At 77.9% G+C, this 24,677-nt stretch carries 15 protein-coding genes; 12 read left to right on the forward strand and 3 right to left on the reverse strand.

The window, feature by feature from the left end:
* Positions 1-112: 112 nt before the first annotated feature.
* Positions 113-1,432, forward strand: a complete 1,320-nt coding sequence (locus ACFY07_RS01120) for a GH25 family lysozyme (protein ID WP_390866787.1) — start codon at positions 113-115, stop codon at positions 1,430-1,432.
* A gap of 128 nt (positions 1,433-1,560) precedes the next feature.
* Here the strand turns inward: ACFY07_RS01120 and ACFY07_RS01125 are convergent, their stop codons facing one another.
* Genes ACFY07_RS01125 through ACFY07_RS01135 form a run of 3 tightly spaced genes read right to left on the reverse strand, consistent with a single transcriptional unit; the run spans position 1,561 to position 5,977 of the window.
* Entirely contained in the window at positions 1,561-3,699 is a 2,139-nt protein-coding gene (locus tag ACFY07_RS01125) for a prolyl oligopeptidase family serine peptidase (protein ID WP_390866789.1), read from the reverse strand.
* On the reverse strand, positions 3,696-5,204 hold the full coding sequence (gene lysA, locus ACFY07_RS01130; protein WP_390866790.1) for a diaminopimelate decarboxylase: 1,509 nt from the start codon (positions 5,202-5,204) through the stop codon (positions 3,696-3,698). The genes ACFY07_RS01125 and lysA overlap by 4 nt, the downstream gene beginning before the upstream one ends.
* Positions 5,201-5,977, reverse strand: a complete 777-nt coding sequence (locus ACFY07_RS01135; RefSeq protein WP_390866791.1) for a helix-turn-helix domain-containing protein — start codon at positions 5,975-5,977, stop codon at positions 5,201-5,203. The genes lysA and ACFY07_RS01135 overlap by 4 nt, the downstream gene beginning before the upstream one ends.
* A 113-nt stretch (positions 5,978-6,090) precedes the next feature.
* Here ACFY07_RS01135 and ACFY07_RS01140 point away from each other — a divergent pair, with 113 nt between their 5' ends.
* The 11 genes from ACFY07_RS01140 (at position 6,091) to ACFY07_RS01190 (ending at position 24,652) form a co-directional block, all read left to right on the forward strand.
* Entirely contained in the window at positions 6,091-7,089 is a 999-nt protein-coding gene (locus ACFY07_RS01140; RefSeq protein ID WP_390866792.1) for a MurR/RpiR family transcriptional regulator, read from the forward strand.
* Positions 7,086-8,456 carry a M20/M25/M40 family metallo-hydrolase gene (locus ACFY07_RS01145; RefSeq protein ID WP_390866793.1) on the forward strand — a complete coding sequence of 457 codons (1,371 nt, stop codon included), beginning with the start codon at positions 7,086-7,088 and terminating at the stop codon, positions 8,454-8,456. The genes ACFY07_RS01140 and ACFY07_RS01145 overlap by 4 nt, the downstream gene beginning before the upstream one ends.
* 142 nt (positions 8,457-8,598) lie before the next feature.
* Positions 8,599-10,476 carry an ABC transporter substrate-binding protein gene (locus tag ACFY07_RS01150; protein WP_390866794.1) on the forward strand — a complete coding sequence of 626 codons (1,878 nt, stop codon included), beginning with the start codon at positions 8,599-8,601 and terminating at the stop codon, positions 10,474-10,476.
* Positions 10,477-10,480: 4 nt separating this feature from the next.
* Positions 10,481-11,539 (forward strand): ABC transporter permease, encoded by a 1,059-nt coding sequence (locus ACFY07_RS01155; RefSeq protein WP_390866795.1) that lies wholly within the window; start codon positions 10,481-10,483, stop codon positions 11,537-11,539.
* Positions 11,536-12,534, forward strand: a complete 999-nt coding sequence (locus tag ACFY07_RS01160) for an ABC transporter permease (protein WP_390866796.1) — start codon at positions 11,536-11,538, stop codon at positions 12,532-12,534. The genes ACFY07_RS01155 and ACFY07_RS01160 overlap by 4 nt, the downstream gene beginning before the upstream one ends.
* Positions 12,531-13,667, forward strand: coding sequence for an ABC transporter ATP-binding protein (locus ACFY07_RS01165; RefSeq protein WP_390866797.1), 1,137 nt, complete (start codon positions 12,531-12,533; stop codon positions 13,665-13,667). The genes ACFY07_RS01160 and ACFY07_RS01165 overlap by 4 nt, the downstream gene beginning before the upstream one ends.
* Positions 13,664-14,791 carry an ABC transporter ATP-binding protein gene (locus ACFY07_RS01170; protein WP_390866799.1) on the forward strand — a complete coding sequence of 376 codons (1,128 nt, stop codon included), beginning with the start codon at positions 13,664-13,666 and terminating at the stop codon, positions 14,789-14,791. Before ACFY07_RS01165 ends, ACFY07_RS01170 begins: the two co-directional genes overlap by 4 nt.
* Complete coding sequence (locus ACFY07_RS01175) at positions 14,784-15,701, forward strand: LD-carboxypeptidase (RefSeq protein ID WP_390866800.1); 918 nt, start codon at positions 14,784-14,786, stop codon at positions 15,699-15,701. The genes ACFY07_RS01170 and ACFY07_RS01175 overlap by 8 nt, the downstream gene beginning before the upstream one ends.
* 121 nt (positions 15,702-15,822) lie before the next feature.
* The gene (locus tag ACFY07_RS01180) at positions 15,823-19,203 is read left to right on the forward strand and encodes a BTAD domain-containing putative transcriptional regulator (RefSeq protein WP_390866801.1); all 3,381 of its coding nucleotides are present in this window, start codon (positions 15,823-15,825) and stop codon (positions 19,201-19,203) included.
* A 143-nt stretch (positions 19,204-19,346) separates the two neighbouring features.
* Positions 19,347-20,759, forward strand: a complete 1,413-nt coding sequence (locus ACFY07_RS01185; protein WP_390866802.1) for an FAD-binding oxidoreductase — start codon at positions 19,347-19,349, stop codon at positions 20,757-20,759.
* 227 nt (positions 20,760-20,986) lie between these two features.
* The gene (locus ACFY07_RS01190; RefSeq protein ID WP_390866803.1) at positions 20,987-24,652 is read left to right on the forward strand and encodes a phosphodiester glycosidase family protein; all 3,666 of its coding nucleotides are present in this window, start codon (positions 20,987-20,989) and stop codon (positions 24,650-24,652) included.
* The last annotated feature ends 25 nt before the right edge of the window (positions 24,653-24,677 follow it).

Here is a 24,677-nt window from a genome sequence, read left to right on the forward strand (position 1 = left end):
GAAACTTTTCGACCGAGCCCTTGCCCTCACGGTCAATTTCCGCACTACTGTTCTCCAGCCCCTCCGGAGGCCATCCCCCTCCGGCACCGCGGCCTTCCCAGGAGGACACCCGATGCCGCACCCCCTGCCGCCGTCGCCGCGCCTGCGGTTCGCGGCCGTGCTCGCCGCCGCCGTCCTGCCGCTCGGCGCCACCGCACTGGGCTGCCCCGCCGCAGCGCTGGGCAGGCCGGCGCCCGCTCCGGTCAGCCACCCGGACGCGGACCACCTCGGCTCGACGCTCCGCGGCCGTGCCCACGACCGCGCCGCCGCCCCCACCGCCCCCTCCGGCACGCCGGCCGCGACGGCCACGCCGGGCCTCGCCGCGGCGGCGCCCCCGGCGGGCGCGCGGCCGCTGGGCGTGGACGTGGCGAGCTACGAGGGCAGCGTGGACTGGGCCGCGGCAGCCGCCAAGGGCGCCTCGTTCGCGTACGTGAAGGCGACCGAGGGCGTCACGTACCAGAGCCCCACCTTCTCCCAGCAGTACAACGGCTCGGCCTCGGCCGGGCTGATCCGCGGCGCCTACCACTTCGCCCTGCCGGACCGCTCCGGCGGCAAGGCGCAGGCGGACTTCTTCGTCGACCACGGCGGCACCTGGACCGCCGACGGGAGGACCCTCCCGCCGCTGCTCGACATCGAGTACAACCCCTACGGGCCGACCTGCTTCGGCCTCAGCCAGGCCGCGATGACCGCCTGGATCGCCGACTTCGGCAACGAGGTGAAGGCCCGGACCGGCCGCACGCCGAGCCTGTACACCACCACCGACTGGTGGACCACCTGCACCGGCAACTCCCCCTCGGCCGCCGCCGACCCGCTCTTCGTCGCCAACTACAACGGCTCCCCCGCGCCGCTGCCGGCCGGCTGGACGGGCCAGCAGATCTGGCAGTACGCGGACTCCGGCGTCCTCCCCGGCGACCAGGACGTCTTCAACGGCACCGCCGCCGACCTCGCCGCCTTCGCCGCCGGGACCGGGGGGACCCCCGCCGCGCCGCCGGCCCTGTCCTGGCCCACCGTGCAGCAGGGGCAGACGGGCTACCGGGTGAGCATGGTGCAGCACCTGCTCAACGCGCACGGCGCGTCGCTGACCGTGGACGGCGACTTCGGGCCGGGCACCCGCTCCGCCGTCGTCTCCTTCCAGAGCGCGCAGGGCCTGTCCGCCGACGGCATGGTGGGCCCGCGCACCTGGCAGGCCCTGGTGTCGACGGTCGGCGAGGGTGCGTCGGGCAGCACCGTGAAGGCCGCCCAGACCGGGCTGGACGCCCACGGCGCGTCGCTGACCGTGGACGGCGGCTTCGGACCGGCGACCCGGGACGCGGTGGTCTCCTACCAGGTCGCGCAGGGGCTGCCCGCCGACGCCACCGTGCAGAAGCCGACGTGGCTGGCGCTGGTCGCCTGACGGCGCCGGCCGCGGCGGGCGTGCGGGTCCGGGAGGACCGGCACGCCCGCCGCGGCGTGCCCGCGGACGGCCGGGCCCGCGGGTGCGGCGGCCGGACCCGCCCCCGCGGGCCCGGCCGCCGGGGCGGGTCAGCCGGCCGCGGCGCCCCCGGCCGCCGCGGGCTCCCGGGGGCCCTCCGCGGCGTGGCCCATGGCGTGCGCGTACAGCTCCAGTTCGGCCTCCAGGGAGGCGGCGACGCTGGACGCCCGCCGGAAGCCGTGCCCCTCGCCCTCGAAGACGAGGTACCGGTGCCACAGCCCGCGCGCGGCCACCGCCGCCACGATCCGCTCGGCCTGGTCGGGGCGGCAGATGAAGTCGTCCGCGCCCTGGAGCATGACCAGCGGCCGGGTGATGCGGCCGGCGTTGCCCAGCGGGGAGACGCGGTCGTACCGCTCCCGGTCGCGCGGCAGCTCGCCGACCAGGCCCTCGACGTAGCGGGACTCGAAGTCGTGGGTCTCGCCGCCGGACCACCGCGCCGGGTCGCTGATCGGGTAGTAGACGGCGCCGCAGCAGAAGGCGTCGGTGGAGGACAGGCAGGCGAGCGCCGTCCAGCCGCCCGCCGAACCGCCGCGGACCGCCGTGCGCGCCGGGTCGGCGAGGCCGAGGCGGGCCAGGTCGGCGGCGGCGGTGACGCTGTCCTGCACGTCCACCGTGCCCCAGGAGTGCCGCAGCCGCTCGCGGTAGGCGCGCCCGTAGCCGGTGGAGCCGCCGTAGTCGACGCTCGCCACGGCGAAGCCGCGGGAGGTGAAGAAGGCCGTCTCGGTGTCGGGGGTGACCGAGGTGGAGCTCGTGGGCCCGCCGTGCACGTGGACCAGCAGCGGCGGCGCCTGGCCCTCCCCGGCGTCCGTGCCGCGCGGGTCGGGGCCGGTGGGCGCCCAGTACACGTAGTGCACCCGCTGCCCGTCGGCGGCCGTCGCCGTGCGCCGCTCGCCGACGGGGCGCACGGCCGCGTAGGGGTCGGGCTCGGCCGGGACGCAGCGCAGCGGCGGCTCGACGGGCCCGCCGGGCGGCGGCAGCGGGACGCGCAGCAGGGCGGTGGAGCGGTCGGCGGCGCCGGCCAGGACCAGGGCGTGCCCGTCGCGGGCCCACAGGTCGGAGCCGAACTCGGTCCAGCCGTCGGCCAGGGCGGTGAGGGTGCCGCTCCCCGGCTCCCACAGGGCGAGCTGCTCGTCGCCGTGGCGGTGGCGCAGCACCACGCCGCGCGGCGTGACGGCGAAGAAGGTGGCGCCGACGCGCCAGAGGGCGTCCGCGCACTCCCGCTCCATCGGCAGGACGCAGGCGGCGGTCGCCGTGCCGTCCGGGTGCAGGTCGACGCGGTGCAGGTTCCACCAGCCGTCGGGGTCGGCCATCGCGTAGAGGGAGCCGGCGTCGCGCCACTCGGCCTGCGGCACGGACACGCCGGGGCCGCCGAGGACCTCCGCCTGCTCCACGGCGGTGCCGTCCTCCAGGCGGGCGACGACGAGCCGGGTCTCGTCCCAGGGCATGCGGGGGTGGTCCCAGCCGATCCAGGCGAGCCGGGTGCCGTCGGGGCTGATCCGCACACCGGAGAGGAAGTGGTGGGAGCGGGCCACCACCCGCACCCGGGCGGGGTCGTGGGCGGCGGAGCCGTCGAGCGGCACCGCGACGATCGCGCGGGCGGTGCGGGGCGCCGGGTCGGCGTCGTCGGGGCCGGTGGCGGCGCGGGTGGTCTCGCGGACGCACCAGACCTCCCCGCCGCCGGGGGCGGCGACCGGGTCGGCGTAGCAGGTCTCGGTGCCGTCCTCGTCGGGCGGGGTGAGGGGGACCGGCTCGCCCGCCGCCTCCGCCGGCCCGCCGGGGCGCAGGGCCGGGACGCGGGTGCGGTACAGGCGCTGGTCGCCGTGGTGGGTGAAGACCAGGAGGTGGCCGGCGTCCGGATCGGGGGCGACGAGGTAGGGGCGGCCGCCGTAGCCGAGGGAGCGGTTGCGCACGGACCAGGTGCCGCCGAGGACGTCCTGCGCGGCGCCGCCGGGCAGGGCGCGGCGCAGGCGGACGGTGGCGGTGCTCGGGTCGGAGGCGCACCACCACGCCTCCTCGCCCGCGCCGGACGGCCAGCTGCTGCTGCCGGAGCCGGCGGCCACGTGCGCGGCGGTGACCGGTGAGGGCCGGGCGCCGCCCCGCGGGGCGGGGTCCTGCGCGGCCGGACCCTGTGCGGCCGGACCCTGTGCGGCGGAACCCCGTGCGCCGCCGTCGTGCTGCTCGCTGCTCATCGTGCCGCCCTCTCCAGGTCGATCTCCGCGCCGCCCGCGTCGCGCCGCGCCAGGTCCTCGGGGGTCTCCCGGCGGACCATCAGGCGGGCCCGACCGTCGCGGACGGAGACCACGGCGGGGCGGGGCTGGAAGTTGTAGTTGCTGGCCATGACGTGGTGGTACGCGCCGGTGGCGGGCACCGCCATCAGGTCGCCGGCGGCGAGGTCGGCGGGGAGGGCGATGTCGGGCACCACCACGTCGCCGCTCTCGCAGTGGCGGCCGACGACGACGCTGTGCACCGGCGGGCCCTGCAGGCTCCGCCCGGCGCTCCAGGCGGTGTACCGGGCCTGGTACAGCGCGGGGCGCAGGGCGTCGCTCATGCCGCCGTCCACGGAGACGAAGCGGCGCCGGACACCGTCCTTGACGGCGCCGACCCGGTACAGGGTGACCCCGGCGGTGCCGATGAGCGACCGGCCCGGCTCGACGGCCAGGGCCGTCCCGGCCGGGTCGAGGACGTCGGCGATCCCGGACCGGAGCGCGGCGGCGAACTCGGCGGCGGGCAGGCGGCGTTCGCCGGGGAGGTAGGCGATGCCCGCGCCGCCGCCGAGGTCCAGCTCCCGCACGCGGACGCCGTGGCGCTCGGCGAGGGTGCGGGCGAACGCGGCGACACGGCGGGCGGACAGGCGCAGTCCGGCGGCGTCGAGGAGCTGCGAGCCGAGGTGGGCGTGGAGGCCGGCCGGCCGCAGCGACCCGGCGGCGGCGACGGCGAGGACGGCCCGCTCGGCGCGGCCGCCGGTGACGGGGAAGCCGAACTTGACGTCGTCGCCGCCGGTGGCCATGTAGGCGTGGGTGGCGGCGGTGACGCCGGGCGCGATGCGGACGTGGACGTCCTGCATGCGGCCGGCGGCCCGGGCGAGGGCGGCGAGCCGGTCGATCTCCTCCAGGCAGTCGACGACGACCGTGCCGACGCCGGCGGCGACCGCGGCCCGGAGCTCCTCGGGCGCCTTGTTGTTGCCGTGCAGCACGATGCGCGCCGGGTCGAAGCCCGCGTCCAGGGCGAGGCGCAGCTCGCCGCCGCTGCACACGTCCAGGTGCAGGCCCTCGGAGTCGACCCAGCGGACCGCCTCGGCGCAGAGGAAGGCCTTGGAGGCGTAGTGCACGCGGTCGGCGCCGCAGGCGCGCCACTCGCGGGCGCGGGCGCGGAAGTCCGCCTCGTCGACGACGTAGAGGGGGGTGCCGCAGGCGGCGGCGAGGTCGGGCAGGGCGACGCCGCCGACGTGGAGGACGCCGTCCACGGTGCGGGCGGTGAGCGGCCAGACCTCGGGGGCGCGGTCGGGGCCGGCGGCCTCGGCGAGGGCGGCGCCGGCGGCGTCCGGGCCGGCGTGGGGGGCCCCGGGGGCGTGGGGGGCCTCGGGGGCGTGGGGGGCCTCGGGGGCGTCGGGGGCCTCGTGGCCCTCGGAGGCGTGGGGTGCGGCGGGGGCCCCGGCTGGGGCGGGGGGCGGCGGGGCGGTGCCCGTCGGGGTCATGGTTCCTGCTTCCCGGTGAGGACGGCCAGCAGCAGCAGGTCGTCGGTGGCGTCGGTGACGCGGTGCTCGGCCCCCGCGTCGAAGTGGCAGGCGTCGCCGGGTCCGAGGGTCCGCGCGGTGTCGCCGACGTGCAGCCGGCAGCGGCCGGCGACCACGACGACCGCCTCCTCCCCCGCGTGCCGGACGGGCTCGCCGTGGTCGCCGGGGTCGGCGTGGACGAGCCGCAGGGACAGGGCCTCGGAGCCGTGCGCGGTGAGGTCCCAGACCGCCCGGTGGCCGGGGGTGCGGGCCAGGGGCGGGACGGCGGCGAAGCGGGGGGCGAAGCCCGGTCCGGGCCGCTCCTCGGCGCCCGGGGCGAACAGGTCGCCCAGGGAGGCGCCGAGGGCCTCGGCGACCTGGGCGAGGGTGCGGACGGTGGGGTTGGCCGTGCCGGACTCGATCTGCGAGATGTACGCGGTGGACAGGCCGGAGGCGGCCGCGACCGCGCTCAGGGTGAGCCCGGCGCCCCGCCGGATCCGGGCGACCGCGCGCCCCGCCTCGGCGGCGGCGCGGTCGGCGGCCGGCACGGGCAGCTCGGCGGCGGGACCGGCGGGGCCGGGCTCGACGGGATCGGGGCCGGGCCCCGGAGCGGTGCGCTCCGGAAGGAGGGGTGACGGCGCGTCGACCGCGTGGGTGCCGCCGGTCGACGGTCCGTCGGAGGACCGCGGTGCGGAGGGTGACGGCCCGTCGTCCTCGGAAGTGGGCGGGAGCTGGTGATCCCTTGACGAGGTCATATGCCGACAGTAATACTCGCCCAACTTTTAGATCAAGCAATCCGCCGGAGCCGTTAACTGACGGTACACGCCACCCCTGCAGCCCCGTGCCGATCCGACCGAAGGGCACCGCCATGCGGCCCCCACTCGCCCCCACCCCCGTCCTGACCCACCTACGGGACGCCGCCGGCGTCTGCGGCCAGGCCGGCGCGCGCCTGTTCGCCGCCATCGCGGCGGACTACCCCGCGTCGCTGGAGGAGCGCCCCGCCCGGCTGCTGCGCAGCGCGTCGGCGACGGCGGCGGACCTGGAGCGGCTGCTGGCCACGGCGGGGTTCACGGACACCGACGACCTGCGGCTGCGCTCCCGGCAGGAGACCGGCCTCCGGCTGGCCGCCCCGGACCTGCGCTTCACCGAACGGGAGGGCGCGGGGACCGGGCGCACCGGACTGCGCCGCGCCGTGGCCAGGGAGCGGGAGAACCTGGGCGCCGTCCTGGACGCGCTGCAGTCGGGCGGCGCGCTGGAGCTGGCCGCGGAGGCGGTCCTGGCGGGCCGGCGGCGCTGGGTCCTGGGCGACCTGGGGTGCTTCGGCCACGCCGTGCTGTTCGCGGACGCCCTGGCCGCGTCGCTGCGGGACGTGACGCTGGTGCAGCCCGGCGCGGGACCGGCCGCCGACGCCCTGTGCGACGCGCACGTCCGCGACGTGCTGGTGGTCTTCGCGCTGCGTCCGCACGGCGACCTGGCGGTGCGGGCGGCCCGGGAGTTCCACGCACTGGGCGCGACCGTGGTCGCGGTGACCGACGACCCGGACGGCCCGCTGGCCGAGTACGCGGCGCACGTGCTGGCGGTGGCGGGCCCCGACGGGGAGCCGCTGCCCTCGCCGGCCGCGGTCACCGCGGTGGGGCACCTGCTGTCGGTGCTCGCCGCTGCCGGGGCCAAGGGCGCGTCCCGCCGCGAGCGCCGCCGGGCCGAGGCGCACCGGGCGCTGGCGGCCCGTCACGGACCGGACGGCCCGCCGCACGGCGGCCCGGCGCACGGCGGCTCCGCGGCAGGTGACGGCGCTGCCGCTGGCGACCGGGCCGGCGACGGGGCTGCCGGCGACGGCGGCAGGGACACGGAGGAGGAGGGCCGATGAGCACCGGCACCGCACCGCAGGAGACGCCCCGGGAGACGCCCCGGGAGGCCGCCGACCTGCTCGGCGAGGACGCGGCGGAGCTCTGCTCGCGCCTCATCCGGTTCGACACCACCAACTTCGGCGGCGGCGACTCGCGCGGGGAGCGCGCGGCGGCCGAGTGGGTGGCGGAGACCCTGGCGGAGGCCGGCCTCGCCCCCGTCGTCCTGGAGTCGGCGCCGGGCCGGGCCAGCACCGTGGTCCGCATCCCCGGCACCGACCCGGCCGCCCCCGCCCTGCTGGTCCACGGCCACCTGGACGTGGTGCCCGCGCAGGCCGCCGACTGGTCCTTCGACCCGTTCGCGGGCGAGGTGCGCGACGGCGCGGTCTGGGGCCGCGGCGCCCTGGACATGAAGGACATGGACGCGATGATGCTGGCCGTCGCCCGGGGCTTCGCCCGTGACGGGTACCGGCCGCCGCGCGACGTCGTCCTCGCGTTCGTCGCCGACGAGGAGGACACCGGCGCGTACGGGGCGGGCTTCCTCGTGGAGGAGCACCCGGAGCTGTTCGAGGGCGTCGCCACCGCGATCGGCGAGTCCGGCGGCTTCACGGTGCACCTGCCGGACGGCGGCCGGCTGTACCCGGTCGCGGCGGGCGAGCGGGGCAGCGCCTGGATGACGCTGACCGCCCGCGGCACGGCCGGGCACGGCTCGCGCGCCAACCCCGACAACGCGGTGGCCCGGCTGGTCCGGGCGGTCCACCGGCTCTCCTCGCTCGACTGGCCCGTGCACCCGACGCCGGTGGTCACCGCGCTCCTGGAGGGCCTGGGCGAGCGGCTGGGCCTCGCGGCCGACCCCGCCGACCCGGCGTTCCTCGGCGCGCTCGGCGAGGCGGCCTCCCTGGTGGAGGCGACCCTGTCCAACACCCTCAACCCGACGATGCTGCAGGCCGGCTACAAGCACAACGTCGTCCCGGGCGAGGCGACGGCGGGCGTGGACGGGCGCATCCTGCCCGGCGCCGAGGACGCCTTCTTCGCCGCGGTCGACGCGGTGCTGCGCGAGGAGGGCGTGGACCGCTCCTTCGCGAGCTTCACCGCGCCCGTCTCGGCCGACCACCGCTCCCCGGAGTTCGCGGCGATGGCGCGGGCGCTGCGCGCCGCCGACCCCGAGGCGCTGGTCCTGCCGTACTGCATGTCGGGCGGCACCGACGCCAAGGCGTTCGCCCGGCTCGGCATCGCCTGCTACGGCTTCGCGCCGGGCAGCACCCCGCCGGGCTTCCCGGTGTGGGACTACGTCCACGGCGTCGACGAGCACGTGCCGCTCGCGAGCCTCTCCTTCGGCGCGGCGGTCCTCGACCGCTACCTGCGGACCGACCCGCGCGACCCCGCCTGACCCCCTCCCCGCCGGCGGGCCCCTCCGCCTGCGGCCCCCCTTCCGCCCCGAGACCCCTTCCCTGCGACAGCCCCTCCCTGCGACACCCCTGCGAGACCCCTTCCCTGCGGCACCCTTCCCCGAGACACGAGGAGCAGCCTCCGTGACGACCGACGCCGACCGCAGCACCCCCTCCGCCAGACCGGGCACCGCCCGGACCCGCAACCGGGCCTCCCGCGCCGCCGCCGCCCTCGCCGCGCTCGCCCTCGCGGGCTCCGCCGGTGTCGCCGGGGCGCCCGCGGCGGCCGCCGCCGACCAGCCGACGACGCTGCGCGCCGCGATGTCCTTCTCCGGGGTGGACACCCTCAACCCGTTCCTCGCCTACTTCAACGGCGCGCTGGACATCTTCGGCTCGGTCTACCCGACGCTGAACTCGCTGCAGCCCGACGGCACCCCGGGCCCGTACCTGGCGACCTCCTGGAAGCCGTCGGACGACAAGCTCACCTGGACGTACACCCTCCGCAGCGGCCTGAAGTGGAGCGACGGCAAGCCGATCACGGCCGAGGACGCCTCCTGGACGCTCAACCTGATCATGACGGACGAGACGGCGGCCACCGCCAACGGCTCGCTCGTCGCCAACTTCGAGAAGGTCACCGCCCCGGACGCCACCACGCTGGTGATCAGGACCAAGAAGCCGCAGTCGAACGTCCCCTACGTCTCCATACCGGTCAGCGGCATCCCGATCGTGCCCAAGCACGTGTGGGAGCAGCACACCGGCGACCTCAAGTCCTTCAAGAACGACACCTTCCCGCTGGTCGGGTACGGGCCGTGGACGCTCACCGACTTCAGGACCGAGCAGTACGCGAAGTTCACCGCCAACAAGGACTTCGTGCTCGGCGCGCCGAAGTTCGACCGGCTGGTCGAGCAGAGCTTCAAGAGCCCGGACGCGGCGGTCGCCGCCCTGCGCAGCGGCCAGCTCGACTACGTCAACAACATCGAGGCCGCCCAGTACAAGGCCCTGAAGGGCGACAAGGACGTCAAGGCCTTCCAGGAGGTCGGCAACCGCTGGTTCGGCGTCGAGCTCAACGCGGGCGCCCGGACGAAGTCCGGGAAGAAGCTCGGCACCGGCAGCCCGGCGCTGGGCGACACGGCCGTGCGCAGCGCCATCGCCCTGGCGGTCGACCGGGACACCCTGGTCGCCAAGGTCATCGACGGCCTCGGCAAGCCGGGCGCCGGCTACCTGCCGCCCGCCTGGCCGCAGTGGGCGTGGAGCCCGGCCGGGGGCAAGGCCGAGCACGACCCGGCGAAGGCGAACAAGCTGCTGGACGACGCCGGGTACAAGCGCGGCGGGGACGGCGTGCGGACCGACCCGAAGACCGGCAGGCCGCTGGTGCTGCGCCTGGGCATCCACTCCGACCGGCCGCGCGACACCCAGGCGAGCGCCTACCTGGCGGGGTGGCTGAAGGACATCGGCGTCAAGGTCGACATCCAGGCGCTGTCGATGAGCAAGCTCAACGACGACCTGGCCAAGGGCGACTGGGACATGCTCATGGACAGCTGGAGCACCGGCCCCGACCCGACGTACCTGCTGGGCATCCAGACCTGCGACGCGCTCCCCGACGACCAGGGCAACGGCGGCAGCACCGACGCCTTCTTCTGCGACCCGGAGTACGACAAGCTGTTCGAGCAGCAGGTCACGACCTTCGACCAGGGCGAGCGGGCGCAGGTCATCGGGAAGATGCAGGACATCCTCTACAAGGCGAACAGCGACATCATGCTGTTCTACGCGAACGGCCTGGACGCCGTGCGCACCGACACCGTGCAGAACCTGGTGACGGGCAAGGCGGACGCGGCGGGGCTGTACCCGTCGCAGACCACCTTCTGGAACTACATCACCGCCGCCCCGCCCGCGAAGGGCGCGAAGGACGGCTCCGGCAGCAACGCGGCGCTGATCGGCGGCGGCCTGGTGGCCGTGCTCGTGGCGGCCGGCGTGGCCGTCCTCGCGATGCGGCGCCGCTCCGCCTCGGACGACCGGGAGTGACCCCGTGAGCGACCTGCTCGACGCGGTCGCCCTCCCGGAGCGGGAGGAGCCGGCCGGCTCCTCCCGCCCGGGGCGGCCCCCCGCACCGTTCCTGCGCTACCTCGCCTCCAAGGTGGCGGCCGCGCTGGTCAGCTTCGCCGTGACCCTGGTCATCGGCTTCGTGCTGTTCAGCCTGATGCCGGCCAACCCGGTGCAGTCGCTGACCCGGGGCCGCCCCACCAGTGCCGCCCAGATGGAGCACCTGCGCCACCAGTTGGGCCTGGACCAGCCGGTGTGGCACCGGTTCCTCTCCTTCGTCGGCGACACCCTCCAGGGGAGGCTCGGCGACTCCTGGCAGTTCCAGCAGCCGGTGGCCTCCCTGATCGGCGAGCGGCTGTGGCCGACCCTGCTGCTGACCGGCACCGCGACGCTGCTCTCCGTCGTGCTCGGCCTGTGGCTGGGCGTGCACAGCGGCTGGCGGCACGGCAGCCGGTTCGACCGGCTGACCTCGGGGATCTCGCTGACGCTCTGGTCGGTCCCCACGTTCTGGCTGGCCATGATCCTGCTGGTCGTCCTCAGCACCGGCCTGGGGCCGATCCCCAGCCTCTTCCCGGCCGGCGGCATGAGCGACGCCTACAGCCCCGGCGGCTTCGGCCACGTCCTGGACGTGGCGCACCACCTGGTGCTGCCCTGCCTGACGATGGTGCTGGTCGTCTTCGCCCAGTACGTGACCGTCATGCGCTCGTCCGTCATCGACGAGCTGGGCAACCCCTACCTGCTGACCGCCCGCGCCAAGGGGCTGATGGACAGCCAGGTCCGCAACCGCCACGCGGCGCCCAACGCGCTGCTGCCGTCGGTCACCGTGATCTTCCTGCAGCTCGGGACGGTCGTGGGCGGCGCCATCACGGTGGAGACCGTCTACTCCTGGCCCGGCCTCGGCTTCCTCACCTACCAGGCCCTGCAGGTCCCGGACCTGCCGCTGCTGCAGGGCACCTTCATCGTCTTCAGTGCCTCGGTGATCCTCATGAACCTGCTGGCGGACGTGGTGTACCGCTTCCTCGACCCCCGGGTGCGTGCCCAGTGACGGCCCCCGGCACCCGGGCCGACGGCGCCCCGGCGGACGGCCTCCCGGCGGACGGCGCCCCGGCGGACGGCCTCCCGGCGGACGGCCTCCGGGCGGACGGCGCCCCGGGCCCCGCCCCCGTGTACCGGCCGCCGCGCGCCGCCGCGCTGCGCCGCTTCGCCCGCGCCTACCTGGCCCGGCGCGCCGGCGCCGCGGGCCTGGGCATCCTGGTGCTGGCCGCCCTCCTGGCGCTGACCGCGCCCCTGTACATCGGCGACGGCCAACTGGACGTCACCCGCGTCGACGGGCCGCTGCTGGCCCCGCCGAGCGGCGCGTACCCGCTGGGCACCGACCACGCGGGGCGGTCCGTGCTGCTGCTCACCGTCTGGGGCGCCCGGTCCTCGCTGGCCGTCGGCTGCGTGGCGACCGTGCTCACCGTGCTGCTGGGCAGCGCGGTCGGCCTGGTCGCCGGGCACTACGGCGGGCGGCTCGGCCGGGCGCTGATGCACGTCACCGACTGGTTCATCGCGCTGCCGAGCCTGCCGCTGGCGATCTCGCTGGCGGCGGTGATCGGGCAGGGCCCGGTGTCGATCACGATCGCGATCGCGGTCACCTCGTGGAGCGCCACCGCCCGCCTGGTGCGGGCCCAGACCATCGCGGTCGGGGCGCGGCCGTTCGTCGAGCGGGCGCGGGCCCTGGGCGCGGGCGAGGCCCAGGTGATGTTCCGTCACATCCTGCCGAACGTCACGCCGATCATCCTGGTCTCAGCGACGCTCACCGTGGCCTCGGCGATCCTGTCCGAGGCGACCCTGACCTTCCTCGGCCTCGGCGACCCCACCGACGTCACCTGGGGCTCCATGCTCAGCGCGGCCCTCTCCCAGGGCGCGGTCACCTACGGCGCGTGGTGGTACCTGATGGCGCCCGGCACGGCCATCCTGCTCGTGGTGCTGGGCTTCACCCTCACCGGGCGCACCGTGGAACACCTGCTCAACCCCCGGACGGGAGGGGCGTCATGACCCTGCTGGAGGTGCGCGGCCTCGGCGTCTCCTACCGCAGCGGCGGCCGCGAGGTGCCCGCCGTGCGCGGCGTGGACCTCACGCTCGACCGCGGCGAGACGCTCGGCCTGGCCGGCGAGTCCGGCTCGGGCAAGTCGACCCTCGCGCTGAGCCTGCTGCGGCTGCTGCCCGCCGGCACCCGCGTGGAGGGGCAGGTGCGGTGGGAGGGCGAGGACCTGCTCACCGCGAAGTGGAGCCGGGTGCGGGCGGTCCGCTGGGCCGGCGCGTCGGTCGTCTTCCAGGGCGCGCTCAGCGCGCTCAACCCGGTCCGCACCGTCGGCGACCAGATCTGCGAGCCGATCGTGCTGCACGAGGGGGCGACCCGGCGCGAGGCCCGCCGCCGGGCCGGGGAGCTCCTGGAGAGCGTCGGCGTGCCCGTGCGGCGGCTCGACGGCTACCCGCACGAGTTCTCCGGCGGCCAGCGGCAGCGGATCATGATCGCGATGGCGCTGGCCTGCCGCCCCGACCTGATCATCGCGGACGAGCCCACCACGGCCCTGGACGTCATGGTCCAGGCGCAGATCCTGCAGCTCCTCGCCGACCTGGTGAAGGAGGAGCGGATCGCCGTCCTGATGATCAGCCACGACCTGTCGGTGCTGGCGCAGATGTGCGACCGGCTCGCGGTGATGTACGCCGGACAGCTCGTCGAGACCGGGCCGTCGGCGCAGCTGCTCACCGACCCCCGGCACCCCTACACCCGGGCGCTGGCCGGGGCGTTCCCCGTGATCGGGGACCCGGCCTCCCGCCGCGCCCCCTCGGGGCTGCCCGGCGACCCGCCCAACCAGGCGCAGCTGGGCGCGGGCTGCGCCTTCGCGCCGCGGTGCCCGGAGGCGGACGCGGACTGCCGCACCGGCGCGGTGGAGCTGTGGCCCGCCGGACCGGGACGGCACGCGGCCTGCCTGCGGGTGCTGCCGGACGGGGCGCTGCGGCCCGCCGGGCCGGAACGGCCCGCGGACGGCGCGGACGCGGTGGCGGCCGAGCCCGGCGGCGCGGACGCGGCCGGGGAGCGGACCGGAGAGCAGGCCGGAGAGCAGGCCGGGGAGCAGGCCGCGCCGCAGCCGGCCGCCGGGACGTCAGCAGGAGGACAGTCATGAGCGCATCGGCACCCGCATCCGCCGCCGGGCCGACGGCCTCCGCCGGCCCGGCGGAGGCCGCACCGGCGGCCCTGGAGGTCCGCGGCCTGACGGTCGTGCACCCGCCGCGCGGCGGCCGCGGCCCCGCCCGGGCGGTGGACGGCGTCGACCTGCGGCTGGAGCAGGGCGAGATCCTGGCCCTGATCGGCGAGTCGGGCTGCGGCAAGAGCACCCTGGCCCGCGCCCTGGTGGGCCTGACCCGGCCCACCTCCGGCGAGGTGCTGTACCGGGGCACGCCCCTGCGGTACACCGGCTCCGCCCTCAAGGCGTACCGCCGCCACACCCAGCTGGTCCTCCAGGACCCGGGCGGCGCCCTCAACCCCCGGCAGACCGTGTTCGACGCGGTCGCCGAGGGCCCCCGCCTGCACGGGCTGAAGGAGGGGCTGGAGGAGCGGGTGCGCTCGGCGCTCTCCCGGGCCGGGCTGCGCCCCCCGGAGGACTTCCTCGCCCGCTACCCGCACCAGCTCTCCGGCGGCCAGCAGCAGCGCGTGGTGATCGCCGGGGCGCTCGCCCTGGACCCGGCCGTCGTCGTCGCCGACGAGCCGGTGGCCTCCCTCGACGCCTCGGTGCGCGGCGAGATCCTGCAGTTGGTCCTGCGGCTCCGCGACGAGCTGGGGCTCTCCGCGCTGGTCGTCAGCCACGACCTCGGCCTGGCCTGGAACATCGCCGACCGGGTGGCGGTGATGTACCTCGGCCGGATCGTCGAGGTCGGCACCGTCGAGGACGTGCTGCTGCGACCGGTGCACCCCTACACCAGGGCGCTGCTCTCCGTGCTGCCCGGGCCGGACCGCGGCCGGCGGCCCACCGTCCTCACCGGCGAGGCGCCCGACCCGACCGCGGTCCCCGCGGGCTGCCGCTTCCACCCCCGCTGCCCCGCGTGGGCGGCGCTGGACGGACCGGGCCGGGAGGCCGCCGGGTGCACGGTGCGGGAGCTGCCGGTGCTCACGGCGGACCCGGGCGCCGGGCGGCAGGCCGCCTGCCACCTGGTGGACGCGGGGGCGGACACGCCGGCGGGCGGGGCGGCGGCGGCCGGCGCGCCGGGGGGCGCGGCGCAGGCACCCGGGGCGGAGGACGGCCGTGGCTGAGTCCCTGCTGCGGCCCCCGGCGCTGCGCCCCGGCGACCGCGTCGCCGTCGCCGCCGCCAGCGGGCCGCCCGACCAGGCCGCCCTCGACCGGGGGCTGGCCGCCCTGCGCGGCCTCGGCCTGGAGCCCGACGTCCTGCCCTCCGCCCGGGCGGGCGGCGCGTACCTCGCGGGCTCCGACGCGCTGCGGGCCGCCGACCTCACCCGGGCGCTGACCGACCCGTCCTACCGGGCCGTCCTGCTCGCCTGCGGCGGGTACGGCGCCCAGCGCACCCTGGAGCTGGTCGACTGGGACCGCGTCGGCGCCCCGGCCCCGCGCGCGGTCATCGGGTACTCCGACGTCACCGCGCTGCTGGAGGCCGTCGCGGTGAGACTCGGCTGGGCGTCGCTGTTCGCGCCCATGCCCGCCTGCGACGGCTTCCACCCGGACAGCCCGGCCTTCGGGCACCTGGCGCGGCTGCTCACCGACCCGGCCTCGGTGCGGGAGCTGGCCTTCCCCCGCGCCCGGGCCCTGGTGCCCGGCACGGCGGAGGGCGTCACCGCGGGCGGCACCGCCACCCTGCTGGCCTCCTCGCTCGGGTCGGCGACCTCCCGGCCCGCGCGGGGCGCGGTCCTCCTGCTGGAGGACGTGGACGAGGAGGTCTACCGGCTGGACCGCATCCTCACCCAGCTGCGCCGCTCGGGGTACCTCGACGGCGTGGCCGGGATCGTCTGCGGGACCTTCACCCGCTGCGGCGCCCCGGAGGAGGTGGAGGAGCTGCTCCGCGACCGCCTCGGGGACCTCGGGGTGCCCGTCCTGGCCGGGGCCGACGTCGGCCACGGGGTGCCGATGCGGACCTTCCCGATCGGGGTGCGGGCCCGCCTGGACGCGGACCGGGGCACCGTGCGGCTGCTCGACCCGCCGCTCACCTGACCCGGCCCGGCGCCCGCTCCCGGCGCCCGCCCCCGGGCCGGGGCGCACCGGGGACGGGCGCCGGGACCCGCGTGCCGTGGACGGGGCTCCGGGCCGCCGGTAGGGTGCAGTGGGGGCAGATATGTCCGACAACGTCCGCATCAGCCTGTTCGGCGGCTTCCGTGCGGTGGTCGGGGACCGCCCCGTCGCCGCCGGGGAGTGGCGGCTGCGCAAGGCCAGGACCCTGCTGAAGCTGCTGGCCCTGGCCCCGGGCCACCGGCTGCACCGGGACCGGGTCTACGACCTGCTCTGGCCCGACCTGGACCCCGCGGCCGCCGCGAACAACCTGCACCAGGTGCTCCACGCCGCCCGGCGCGCCCTGACCGCGGCCGGGGCCCCCGGGGACGTGGTCGTCCTGCGCGACGACACGGTGGTCCTCGGCCCGGAGGGCGGCGTCCGGGTCGACCTCGACGACCTGGAGGAGGCGGCCCGGCGCGCGTCCGCGGGCGGCGGGTCGGCGGAGTACCGCGCCGCGCTCGACCTGGCCGGGGGCGAGCTGCTCCCCGAGGACGCCTACGAGCCGTGGACGCAGGAGGCGCGCGACGCCGCGGACGTGCGGCGCACCCGGCTGCGGGCCGGCCTCGCCGGGGCGCTGGAGCGGGAGGGCCGCCCCGCCGAGGCGGTCGAGGTCCTGGAGGCCCTGGCCGCCGAGGACGGGTTCGACGAGCCGGTCCGCCGGGCCCTGATGCGGACCCTCGCGGCCGCGGGGCGGCGGCGCGAGGCGCTGGCGGTGTACGAGCGGCTGCGCGACGCGCTCCGCAGCGGCACCTGGTCCGACCCGGACCCGCAGACCCGGCGGCTGTACCGCACCCTGCTGGCGGGCTCGGTCGAGGACGGGAGCGGGGAGGGGGACGGGAACGCGATCGGGGACGGGAACCGAAACGGGGACGGGAGCGAGGACGGGGACGGGGGGCGCGGGCCCGGGCCCGGCCCCGCGCCCCGGCACAACCTGCCCGCGCAGACGACCAGCTTCGTCGGCCGGGAGCGCGAGACCGCCGAGGTGGAGGAGCTGCTGGCCCGGAGCCGGCTGGTGACCCTCACCGGGCCGGGCGGCTGCGGCAAGACCCGGCTGGCCCTGGCCGTCGCGGCCCGCCGCACCGGCGCCGTCCGCGACGGGGTGTGGTTCGTCGACCTCGCCGCGTTCACGGAGCCCGGACTCGTCCCGGACGCGGTCGCCGAGGTGCTCGGCGTCCGCCTGCCGCGGTCCGGCGGGACGGCGGCGGCGCTGGCCGCCCGGCTGGCCGGGCGGGAGCTGCTGCTCGTGCTCGACAACTGCGAGCACCTGGTCGACGCGTGCGCCGCCCTCGTCGCGGAGGTCCTGGCCCGCTGCCCGGGGGTCACCGTGCTCGCGACCGGCCGGGAGCCGCTGCGGGCCTACGGCGAGCGCACCTGGCGGGTGCCCTCGCTCGGACTGCCGGACCCGCGCCGGCTGCCGGCCCCGGCCGCGCTCGGCCGCTTCGCGTCGGTGCGGCTGTTCACGGAGCGGGCGGCGGAGGTGGCCCCCGGCTTCCGGCTCGGCCCCGGCAACGCGGCGGCCGTGGCGCAGATCTGCTTCCGGCTGGACGGGATGCCCCTGGCCCTGGAGCTGGCGGCCGCGCAGGTGCGCGTCCTGGAGCCGCGGCAGGTCGCCGACCGGCTCGACGACGCGCTCACCCTCCTCGGGCAGGGCGGCAGGCGTGCGGTGACGCGGCAGCGGACCCTGCTGGCGACCCTGGAGTGGAGCCACCGGCTGCTCGACCCCGGGGAGCGGCGGCTGCTGCGGCGGCTGGCGGTCTTCGCCGGGAGCTTCTCCCTGGCCGCCGTCGAGGAGGTGTGCGGCGAGGGCGGCGACCCGGACGGCGACCCGGACGGCGTGCTGGGCACCCTCGGCCGCCTTGTCGACAAGTCGCTCGTCCTCGTGGAGCGCCACGGCGGCGAGGCGCGCTACCGGCTGCTGGAGACGATCCGCCAGTACGCGCGGGAGCGGCTGCGCGAGGCCGGGGAGCAGGCGGGGACCGAACGGCGGCACCGCCGCTTCTACCTGGTGCTCGCCGAGGCCCACGAGCCCGAGCCGCAGCCCGGGGCCGGGTCGGAACGCGGGCACGGGCACGGGCAGGGGGCCGGGGTCCCCGGCGGCACGCCGGTGCAGCTGGAGGCCGACCACGACAACCTGCGCGCCGCGCTCGGCTCGGCCCTCGGGAGCGACCCGGAGACGGCGCTGCGGCTGGCGGTCGCCCTGCGGCTGTTCTGGACCGAGCGCGGCTACTTCGCCGAGGGCCGGCACCGGCTGGAGTCGGCGCTCGCCGCCGCCCCGGAGCCGACCCCGCTGCGGGCGCGGGCCCTCGCCGCCCTGGCCGTGCTCGCGATCCGGCTCGGCGACTGCTCCCGGCCGGTGTCGGCCGCCGCGGAGGCGGTGGCGGTCCACCGGGCGGGCCGGGACCGGGCCGCGCTGGCCTACGCCCTCCACCGGCAGTCGGTCCTGCTGTGGATGTGCGGCGCCTGGGACGCGGCGGACCGGGCGCTCGACGAGGCGTGCGCGCTCGCCCGCGGCGCGCCCACCGCCCGCGTGCCCGCCGTCCTGGCGGCCGCCGCGTACCAGCGGGGGATCCGCGCCGCCTCCCTCGGCGACGGCGCGGCCGCCCGGGCCGCGTTCGCCGGGAGCCTGGACCTGCTGGCGGACCTCGGCGGCGCCACCGGGCCGTTCCTCCCCGTCATGACGCCCGGCTACGTCGTGGAGGAGGACGCCGGGGGCCGCGTGTCGGTGTACTTCGAGGAGACCGTGCTGGCCGGGCGGCTGGTGGGCGCGGCGCAGGCCCGCGGGTACGCGCTGGCCAACCTGGCGTGGGCCGCCCGGCTCGACGGCGACACGGACGGGGCCGCCGCGGCGGCGGAGCGGAGCGCCGCGTGCTTCCGGGATCTCGGGGACCCCCGCGGGGAGTCGCTGGCCCTCAACGCCCTCGGCAACATCTGCCGTGCCCGCGGGGACCGCGCCGCCGCGCGGCGGCACCTGGAGGCGAGCCTGGCGGTCAGGCGGCGCCTCGGCGACCGCCGCGAGGTCGGGATCACCCTCGGCTGCCTCGGCCTGCTGGCGCTGTCCGCCGGCGACCTCGACGGCGCGCGGGCGGCGGTCGGCCGGGCGCTCGCCGGGTTCGAGGAGGCCGACGACGTCCCGGGGCGGGCGAACAGCCTGCTCCACCTCGGGCTCGTCGCCCGGGCGGCCGGCGACACCGCCGCTGCGCGGGCCCTGCTCGTCCGCGCCCAGGAGCTGGAGCACGTCGCCGGGTCGCGGTGCGCCGCCGGGTGGGTGGCGGTCGTGCTGGCGCGGCTCGCGGAGGAGGCGGGCGACCGCATCGGTGCCGACGCGGCCGCCGCCCGGGCCCGGGCGCTCTTCACCGGTCCCGGCGACGCGCGCGGCCTCGCCCACCTGCGCCGGACCGGCCCGGCGGCGGCCGCACCGGCGGGCCGAGGGGCGGGGGCGGCGTGAGCACGACCGGCGGGAACGGGCCCGGCGCGAACGGGCCCGGCAGGGGTGCACAGCGGGGGTGCACAGCGGCTGCTAAGCCGGTGCTAAGCGCCCCGCCGTAGCGTCCCAGGTGTCGGAACGAGATTCCACCCAGGGAGGCCGGCATGTGGATCGACACGGAGCGGGGTGTCCTCGGGGACGCCACCATCGGCGAGCTGGAGGCGGCGCTGCGCGGCACGGTGGTGCGGCCCGGCGACGCCTCGTACGACGAGGCCCGGACGGTCTGGAACGGCGCCCACGACCGGCGGCCGGCCCTGGTGGTGCGGTGCGCCGGGACGGCGGACGTGGTGCGGGCGGTCGAGTTCGCGCGCAGCCAGGACCTGCTGGTCGCGGTGCGGGGCGGCGGGCACAGCATCGCCGGGTTCTCGACCTGCGACGGCGGCGTCGTCGTCGACCTGTCCGGGATGAAGGGGATGCGGGTCGACCCGGCGCGGCGCCGGGCGTTCGCCCAGCCGGGGCTGACCTGGGCGGAGTTCGACAACGAGACGCAGGCGTTCGGCCTGGCCGTGACCGGGGGCCTGGTCTCGTCGACCGGCATCGCCGGCTTCACGCTCGGCGGCGGGGTGGGCTGGCTGGTCCGCCGGTACGGCCTGACCTGCGACAACCTGGTCGGGGCCGACGTCGTCACCGCGGACGGCCGCCTGGTGCACGCGGACGCGGAGGAGAACCCCGACCTGTTCTGGGCGCTGCGGGGCGGCGGCGGCAACTTCGGCGTCGTCACGTCGTTCGAGTACGCGCTGCACCCGGTGGGGCCCCAGGTGATGGCGGGCCTGGTCTTCTACCCCCTCGACGAGGCGCGGCAGGTCGTCACGCGGTGGCGGGACCTGACGGCCGGGGCGCCGGACGAGCTGACGACCATGGTCGTGATGACCACGGCGCCGCCGGTGCCGTTCCTGCCCGAGGAGGTGCACGGCACCCGGGTGGTGGCCGTCGGCTGCATGTACGCGGGCGCCCTCGCGGACGCCGAGGAGGCGGTCCGCCCTCTGCGGACGCTGGGCACGCCGATCGCCGACCTCGTCGGCCCCCTGCCCTACACGGCCATGCAGACGCTGCTGGACCCGCTGTGGACGCCCGGGGCGCACAACTACTTCACCTCGACGTTCGTCGAGCCGTCCGACGCCGCGCTGGACGCGGTGCTGCGGCTGCACCGCACCACGCCGACGCCCTCCAGCGAGCTGCACCTGCACCAGCTCGGCGGCGCCTGCGGCCGCGTCCCCGCGGACGCGACCCCCTTCAGCCGGCGCGACGCGCAGGTCCTGTGCAACGTGATCGCCCGCGCCCCCGGGCCGGAGGGCTTCGACGGGCACGTGGCGTGGGCGCGCGCGGCCCGGGAGGAGGTCGCCCGGCACGGCGGGGGCGGCATGTACGTCAACTTCACCGGCGACGCGTCGGAGGACAAGGTGCGCGCGTCCTACCCGGAGGCCGTGTACGACCGGCTGGTGCGGGTCAAGGACGCGTACGACCCCACCAACCTCTTCCGGCTCAACCAGAACATCCGCCCGTCCGCGGCGGCCTGACCCGGCGCCGCCACCGGCCCGCCCGGCCCGCCCGGCCCGTCTCGGGGCCGGGCGGACCGCTGCGACCGCCCGGGCGGGCGGCGCGCCGCACGGGCGCGCGGGCCCCGCGCAGGGCCCCGCACCGGGCGAGGGGCGGCCGGACCGGGGAACCGGATGTTCATCCCGATGATCCGTCACAGTCCCGCGAACAGGGCCCGTCGGCGGGGACGGGGCTCTACTGTCCCCCCATGCGACGTACACGTACCTTTGCCGTGCGGCCGCCGGGCGTCCTGCCCGGCGGCCGTCCTCCGCTGCCCGCCGCGGGACTGCGCGCGCCCGCAGCCCTGCTCGCCGCCCTCGCCGTGGTCGGGGCGGCCGCCGCACCGACCGGGCCGCAGCGCGGCGGCGGGGCGGCCGTGCGGACGGTCGCCGCGGTCGCGGACGGACCGGTGCGGGCCGCCCGCCCCGGCGGCGCCGACGGGGCGGGCGGCCCCGTCCCGGCGGGCCCGCGCGTCCCGGTGCCGCCGGACGACGGGGCCGGGGCGGGGACCCGGACCGCACCGGCGGCGCGCGGACGGGCCGCGGAGGCGGCGGCCGGGGACGCCGGGTCCACGGACGCGCTGGAGGTCTCCTCGTCCACCCGGACGGTCGCCCCCGGGGTGACGCTGACCCGCGAGCGGACCGTCGACCCGGCGGGGTTCCTCGACGGGTACGTGCTCCGCGCCGACCTGGACGGACCCACCCGGCCGCGGCTGCTCGCCCCCACCGTGAGCGGCACCTCCGCACCGACCGCCCTCGCCGACGGCGCGGGCGCGGCCGCCGCCGTGAACGGCGACTTCTTCGCCATCGACACCACGAACGCCCCGATCGGCCCCGAGGTGCGGGACGGCGCGCTGCTGAAGGCGGGCGCCGCACCGGCCCCGGTCGCCGGCGTCGGGCAGGACGGCGTGGGCCGCATCGCCGACCTGCTGCTGGAGGGCGCAGCGGCCGTCGGCGGGGTGCGCCGCGACCTGGCGGGGCTCAACCCCGGCTCGGTGCCGGCCGACGCCCTCGCCCTGTACACCCCGGACTGGGGTCCCGGCGACCGGCGGTTCGCCGTCCCGGCGGGCGCGGACGCCGTCGAGCTGGAGGTCCGGGACGGCAGGGTCGCCGCCGTGCACGAGGGCGCCGGGCGCACGCCGGTGCCGGACGGCGCGCAGGTGCTCCTCGCCACCGGGAGCACCGCGGACGCCCTGGCGCGGACCGCCCCCGGCACCCCGGCGTCGGTGGAGTACCACGCCCGGACCTCGGCGCCCTCGCCGTTCTCGCTGGCCCTGGGGGCCCACCTGGTCCTGGTGCGCGGCGGCGCCGTCGCCCCCGTCGACACCTCCGACGCGGGCAACAGCGCCCTCAAGCCCCGGACCGCGATGGGCTGGACGGCGGACCGGCGGCTCGTGCTGTACGTGGCCGACGGCTCCTCCAGCCGCTCCCGCGGCCTCACCGCCCTCCAGCTCGCCGAGCGCATGAGGGCGCTCGGGGCGGTGGACGCGGTGATGCTCGACGGCGGCGGCTCCTCGCAGCTCGTGGCCCGCCGCCCCGGCGGCACCGGCGCCGAGGTGGTGAACGCCCCCTCGGACGGCGCGCAGCGGGTCGTGCCCAACGCGGTGGGCCTGGTCCCGCCGGCCGGCTCCGGGCGGCTGCACGGCATCGACGTGCGGCTGCGCTCGGACCGGCTCTTCCCCGGCCTGTCGCGGGACGTCGCCGCGTCCGGCTACGACGAGGCGCTGGGCGCCGCACAGCTGGGCGCGGCCCGGTGGCGGACCGTGCCCGGCGGCCTGGCCGGGTCCGACGGGGCGGCCGTGCTGCGCGGCGCCCGGCCGGGCAGCGGGACGCTGGAGGCGCGCAGCGGGGCGGTGTCCGCGCACGTGCCGCTGCGGGTGCTCGGCCCGCTGGACCGGCTGGAGGCCGACGTCCCGGCCCTGTCGCTGGAGCCGGGCGACTTCCGGGACGTCACGGTGACCGGCCGGGACGCCGAGGGCTTCGCCGCCCCCGTCGAACCCCGCGACGTGCACCTGGAGTACGACCCCGCCGTCGCCTCGGTGGCGGCCCGGCCCGACGGCACGCTGCGCGTCACCGGCCTGCCGGGCGGCGACGGCCGGGGCACGGTGGTCACCGCGACGGTGCAGGGCCGCGTGCTGCGCCTGCCGGTGACCGTGGGCCTCGCCGACACGCCGCTCGACCCCCTCGCCGACGCCTCCGCGTGGTCGGCCGCGGGCGCGAAGGCGACGGCGTCGGTGTCCTCCGTGGCGACCGGCGACCGGCCCGGGGCCGCGCCCGGGGAGCGCGGACTGCGCCTGGCCTACGACATGACCGGGCAGCCGAACGGCACCTCGGCCGCGTACGCGGTCGCCCGGCAGCCGCTCGCGGTGCCCGCCGGCGCCCAGCGGCTCGCGCTGTGGGTCCGCGGCGACGGCTCGGGGCACTGGCTGCGGGCGCAGCTGCGCTCGCAGGGCACGACCAACGTCCCCTTCACCTTCTCCCTCGCGGTGGACTGGACCGGCTGGCGCCGCGTCGAGGGGCCGGTCCCCACCGGTTTCACCGCGCCGCTGACGCTGGAGCGGCTCTACCTGGTGCAGACCGACCCCACCCGGCGGACCGCCGGAGCGGTCGACCTCGCCCTGCTCGACGCCCGGGTGGGTGTGCGCCTCGACCTGCCGGACCGGCCGGACCAGCCGGACCCGGCCGTCGTCGAGGACGCCGACGGCCTCCCCGCGCCGGGGCGGCGGGCGTGGCGGTTCGCGGTCCTGTCCGACACGCACGTCAACGCCGACGGCGGCACCGGCTCCTACGCCTACCGGCACACGGCGCGGGCGCTGGACGAGATCGCCGCGGCCCGCCCGGACCTCGTGCTGCTGTCCGGGGACGGCGTCGACCGGGACCGGCCGGCCGACTTCGCCCTGTTCCAGCGGCTCCTGACGGAACACCTGCCGGCCGGCGTCCCCCTGTACTGGGCGGTGGGCAACCACGAGTCGGGCGCGGTGGCGGGCGGCACCCTGGAGCAGTTCACCGCCTCCACCGGGCGGCCGACCCGGCAGTCCTTCGACCACGCGGGCACCCGGTTCGTGCTGCTCGACTCGACCCTGGGGTCGCTGCGCCTGTCGGACTGGCCCCAGCTGGGATGGCTGCGGGAGCGGCTGGCGGACGCCGCCGCCGACCCGGCCGTGGACAGCGTGGTCGTCGCCGTCCACCACCCCGTGCTCGACCCCACCGGGACCGGCGCCAGCCAGCTGTCCGACCCCTCCGAGGGCGCGCTGCTGGAGCAGTGGCTGGCGGACTTCCGGCGGCGCACCGGCAAGCAGGTCGCGCTGGTGACCGGGCACGCGCACACCGCGCACGTGCGGCGGGCCGACGGCCTGCTGGAGTTCAACGCTCCGGTGGTCGGCAAGACCCCGTACGGGGACGCGGGCCACGGCGGCTTCGCCGCCTGGTCGCTGGTGACCCTGGACCCGGAGGCCGCCCGGGTCACCCCCGACCGGCCGGACCCGCGCGGCGCCGGGTGGTTCCGGGCGGAGGTGCGTCCGCTGCTGGACCGCATCGGCCTGACGGTCCCCCCGCAGCTCTCCCCGGGGGACGCCGGGCAGGTCTCCGCCACCGGCGTCGACGACGGCATGGGGGGCCGGACCGTCCCGCTGCGCTACCCGGCGACCGCCGCCTGGTCCGGCGCGCACCTGGCCGTCGTCGCCGACGACCGGGCGCTGGCCGCCGCGCTGCGGCGCCCCGGCGTGGTCGCCGTCCTGGACCGGCGCACCCTGCGCCTCACCGCCGTCCGCCCCGGCGGCACCGACGTGACGGTGCGCTCCGGAAGCCTCACCGCGTCCGCCCGCGTAGAAGTGGGGGCCGGTCCCGCCGCCGCGCGGCGGGCGTCCTCCGGCTGACCGGACCGGCCGGCGCCCCGGCACC

The sequence above is a fragment of the Streptomyces sp. NPDC001380 genome, from assembly GCF_042895785.1.
Classification (GTDB): domain Bacteria; phylum Actinomycetota; class Actinomycetes; order Streptomycetales; family Streptomycetaceae; genus Peterkaempfera.

Excerpts from the sequence above, each read along its gene's own strand:
- ACFY07_RS01190 (WP_390866803.1), top strand. The coding sequence starts at position 20,987 with ATGCGACGTACACGTACCTTTGCCGTGCGGCCGCCGGGCGTCCTGCCC.
- ACFY07_RS01185 (WP_390866802.1), top strand. The coding sequence starts at position 19,347 with ATGTGGATCGACACGGAGCGGGGTGTCCTCGGGGACGCCACCATCGGC.
- ACFY07_RS01140 (WP_390866792.1), top strand. The coding sequence starts at position 6,091 with ATGCGGCCCCCACTCGCCCCCACCCCCGTCCTGACCCACCTACGGGAC.
- ACFY07_RS01165 (WP_390866797.1), top strand. The coding sequence starts at position 12,531 with ATGACCCTGCTGGAGGTGCGCGGCCTCGGCGTCTCCTACCGCAGCGGC.
- ACFY07_RS01180 (WP_390866801.1), top strand. The coding sequence starts at position 15,823 with ATGTCCGACAACGTCCGCATCAGCCTGTTCGGCGGCTTCCGTGCGGTG.
- ACFY07_RS01170 (WP_390866799.1), top strand. The coding sequence starts at position 13,664 with ATGAGCGCATCGGCACCCGCATCCGCCGCCGGGCCGACGGCCTCCGCC.
- ACFY07_RS01145 (WP_390866793.1), top strand. The coding sequence starts at position 7,086 with ATGAGCACCGGCACCGCACCGCAGGAGACGCCCCGGGAGACGCCCCGG.
- ACFY07_RS01135 (WP_390866791.1), bottom strand. The coding sequence starts at position 5,977 with ATGACCTCGTCAAGGGATCACCAGCTCCCGCCCACTTCCGAGGACGAC.
- ACFY07_RS01125 (WP_390866789.1), bottom strand. The coding sequence starts at position 3,699 with ATGAGCAGCGAGCAGCACGACGGCGGCGCACGGGGTTCCGCCGCACAG.
- lysA (WP_390866790.1), bottom strand. The coding sequence starts at position 5,204 with ATGACCCCGACGGGCACCGCCCCGCCGCCCCCCGCCCCAGCCGGGGCC.
- ACFY07_RS01120 (WP_390866787.1), top strand. The coding sequence starts at position 113 with ATGCCGCACCCCCTGCCGCCGTCGCCGCGCCTGCGGTTCGCGGCCGTG.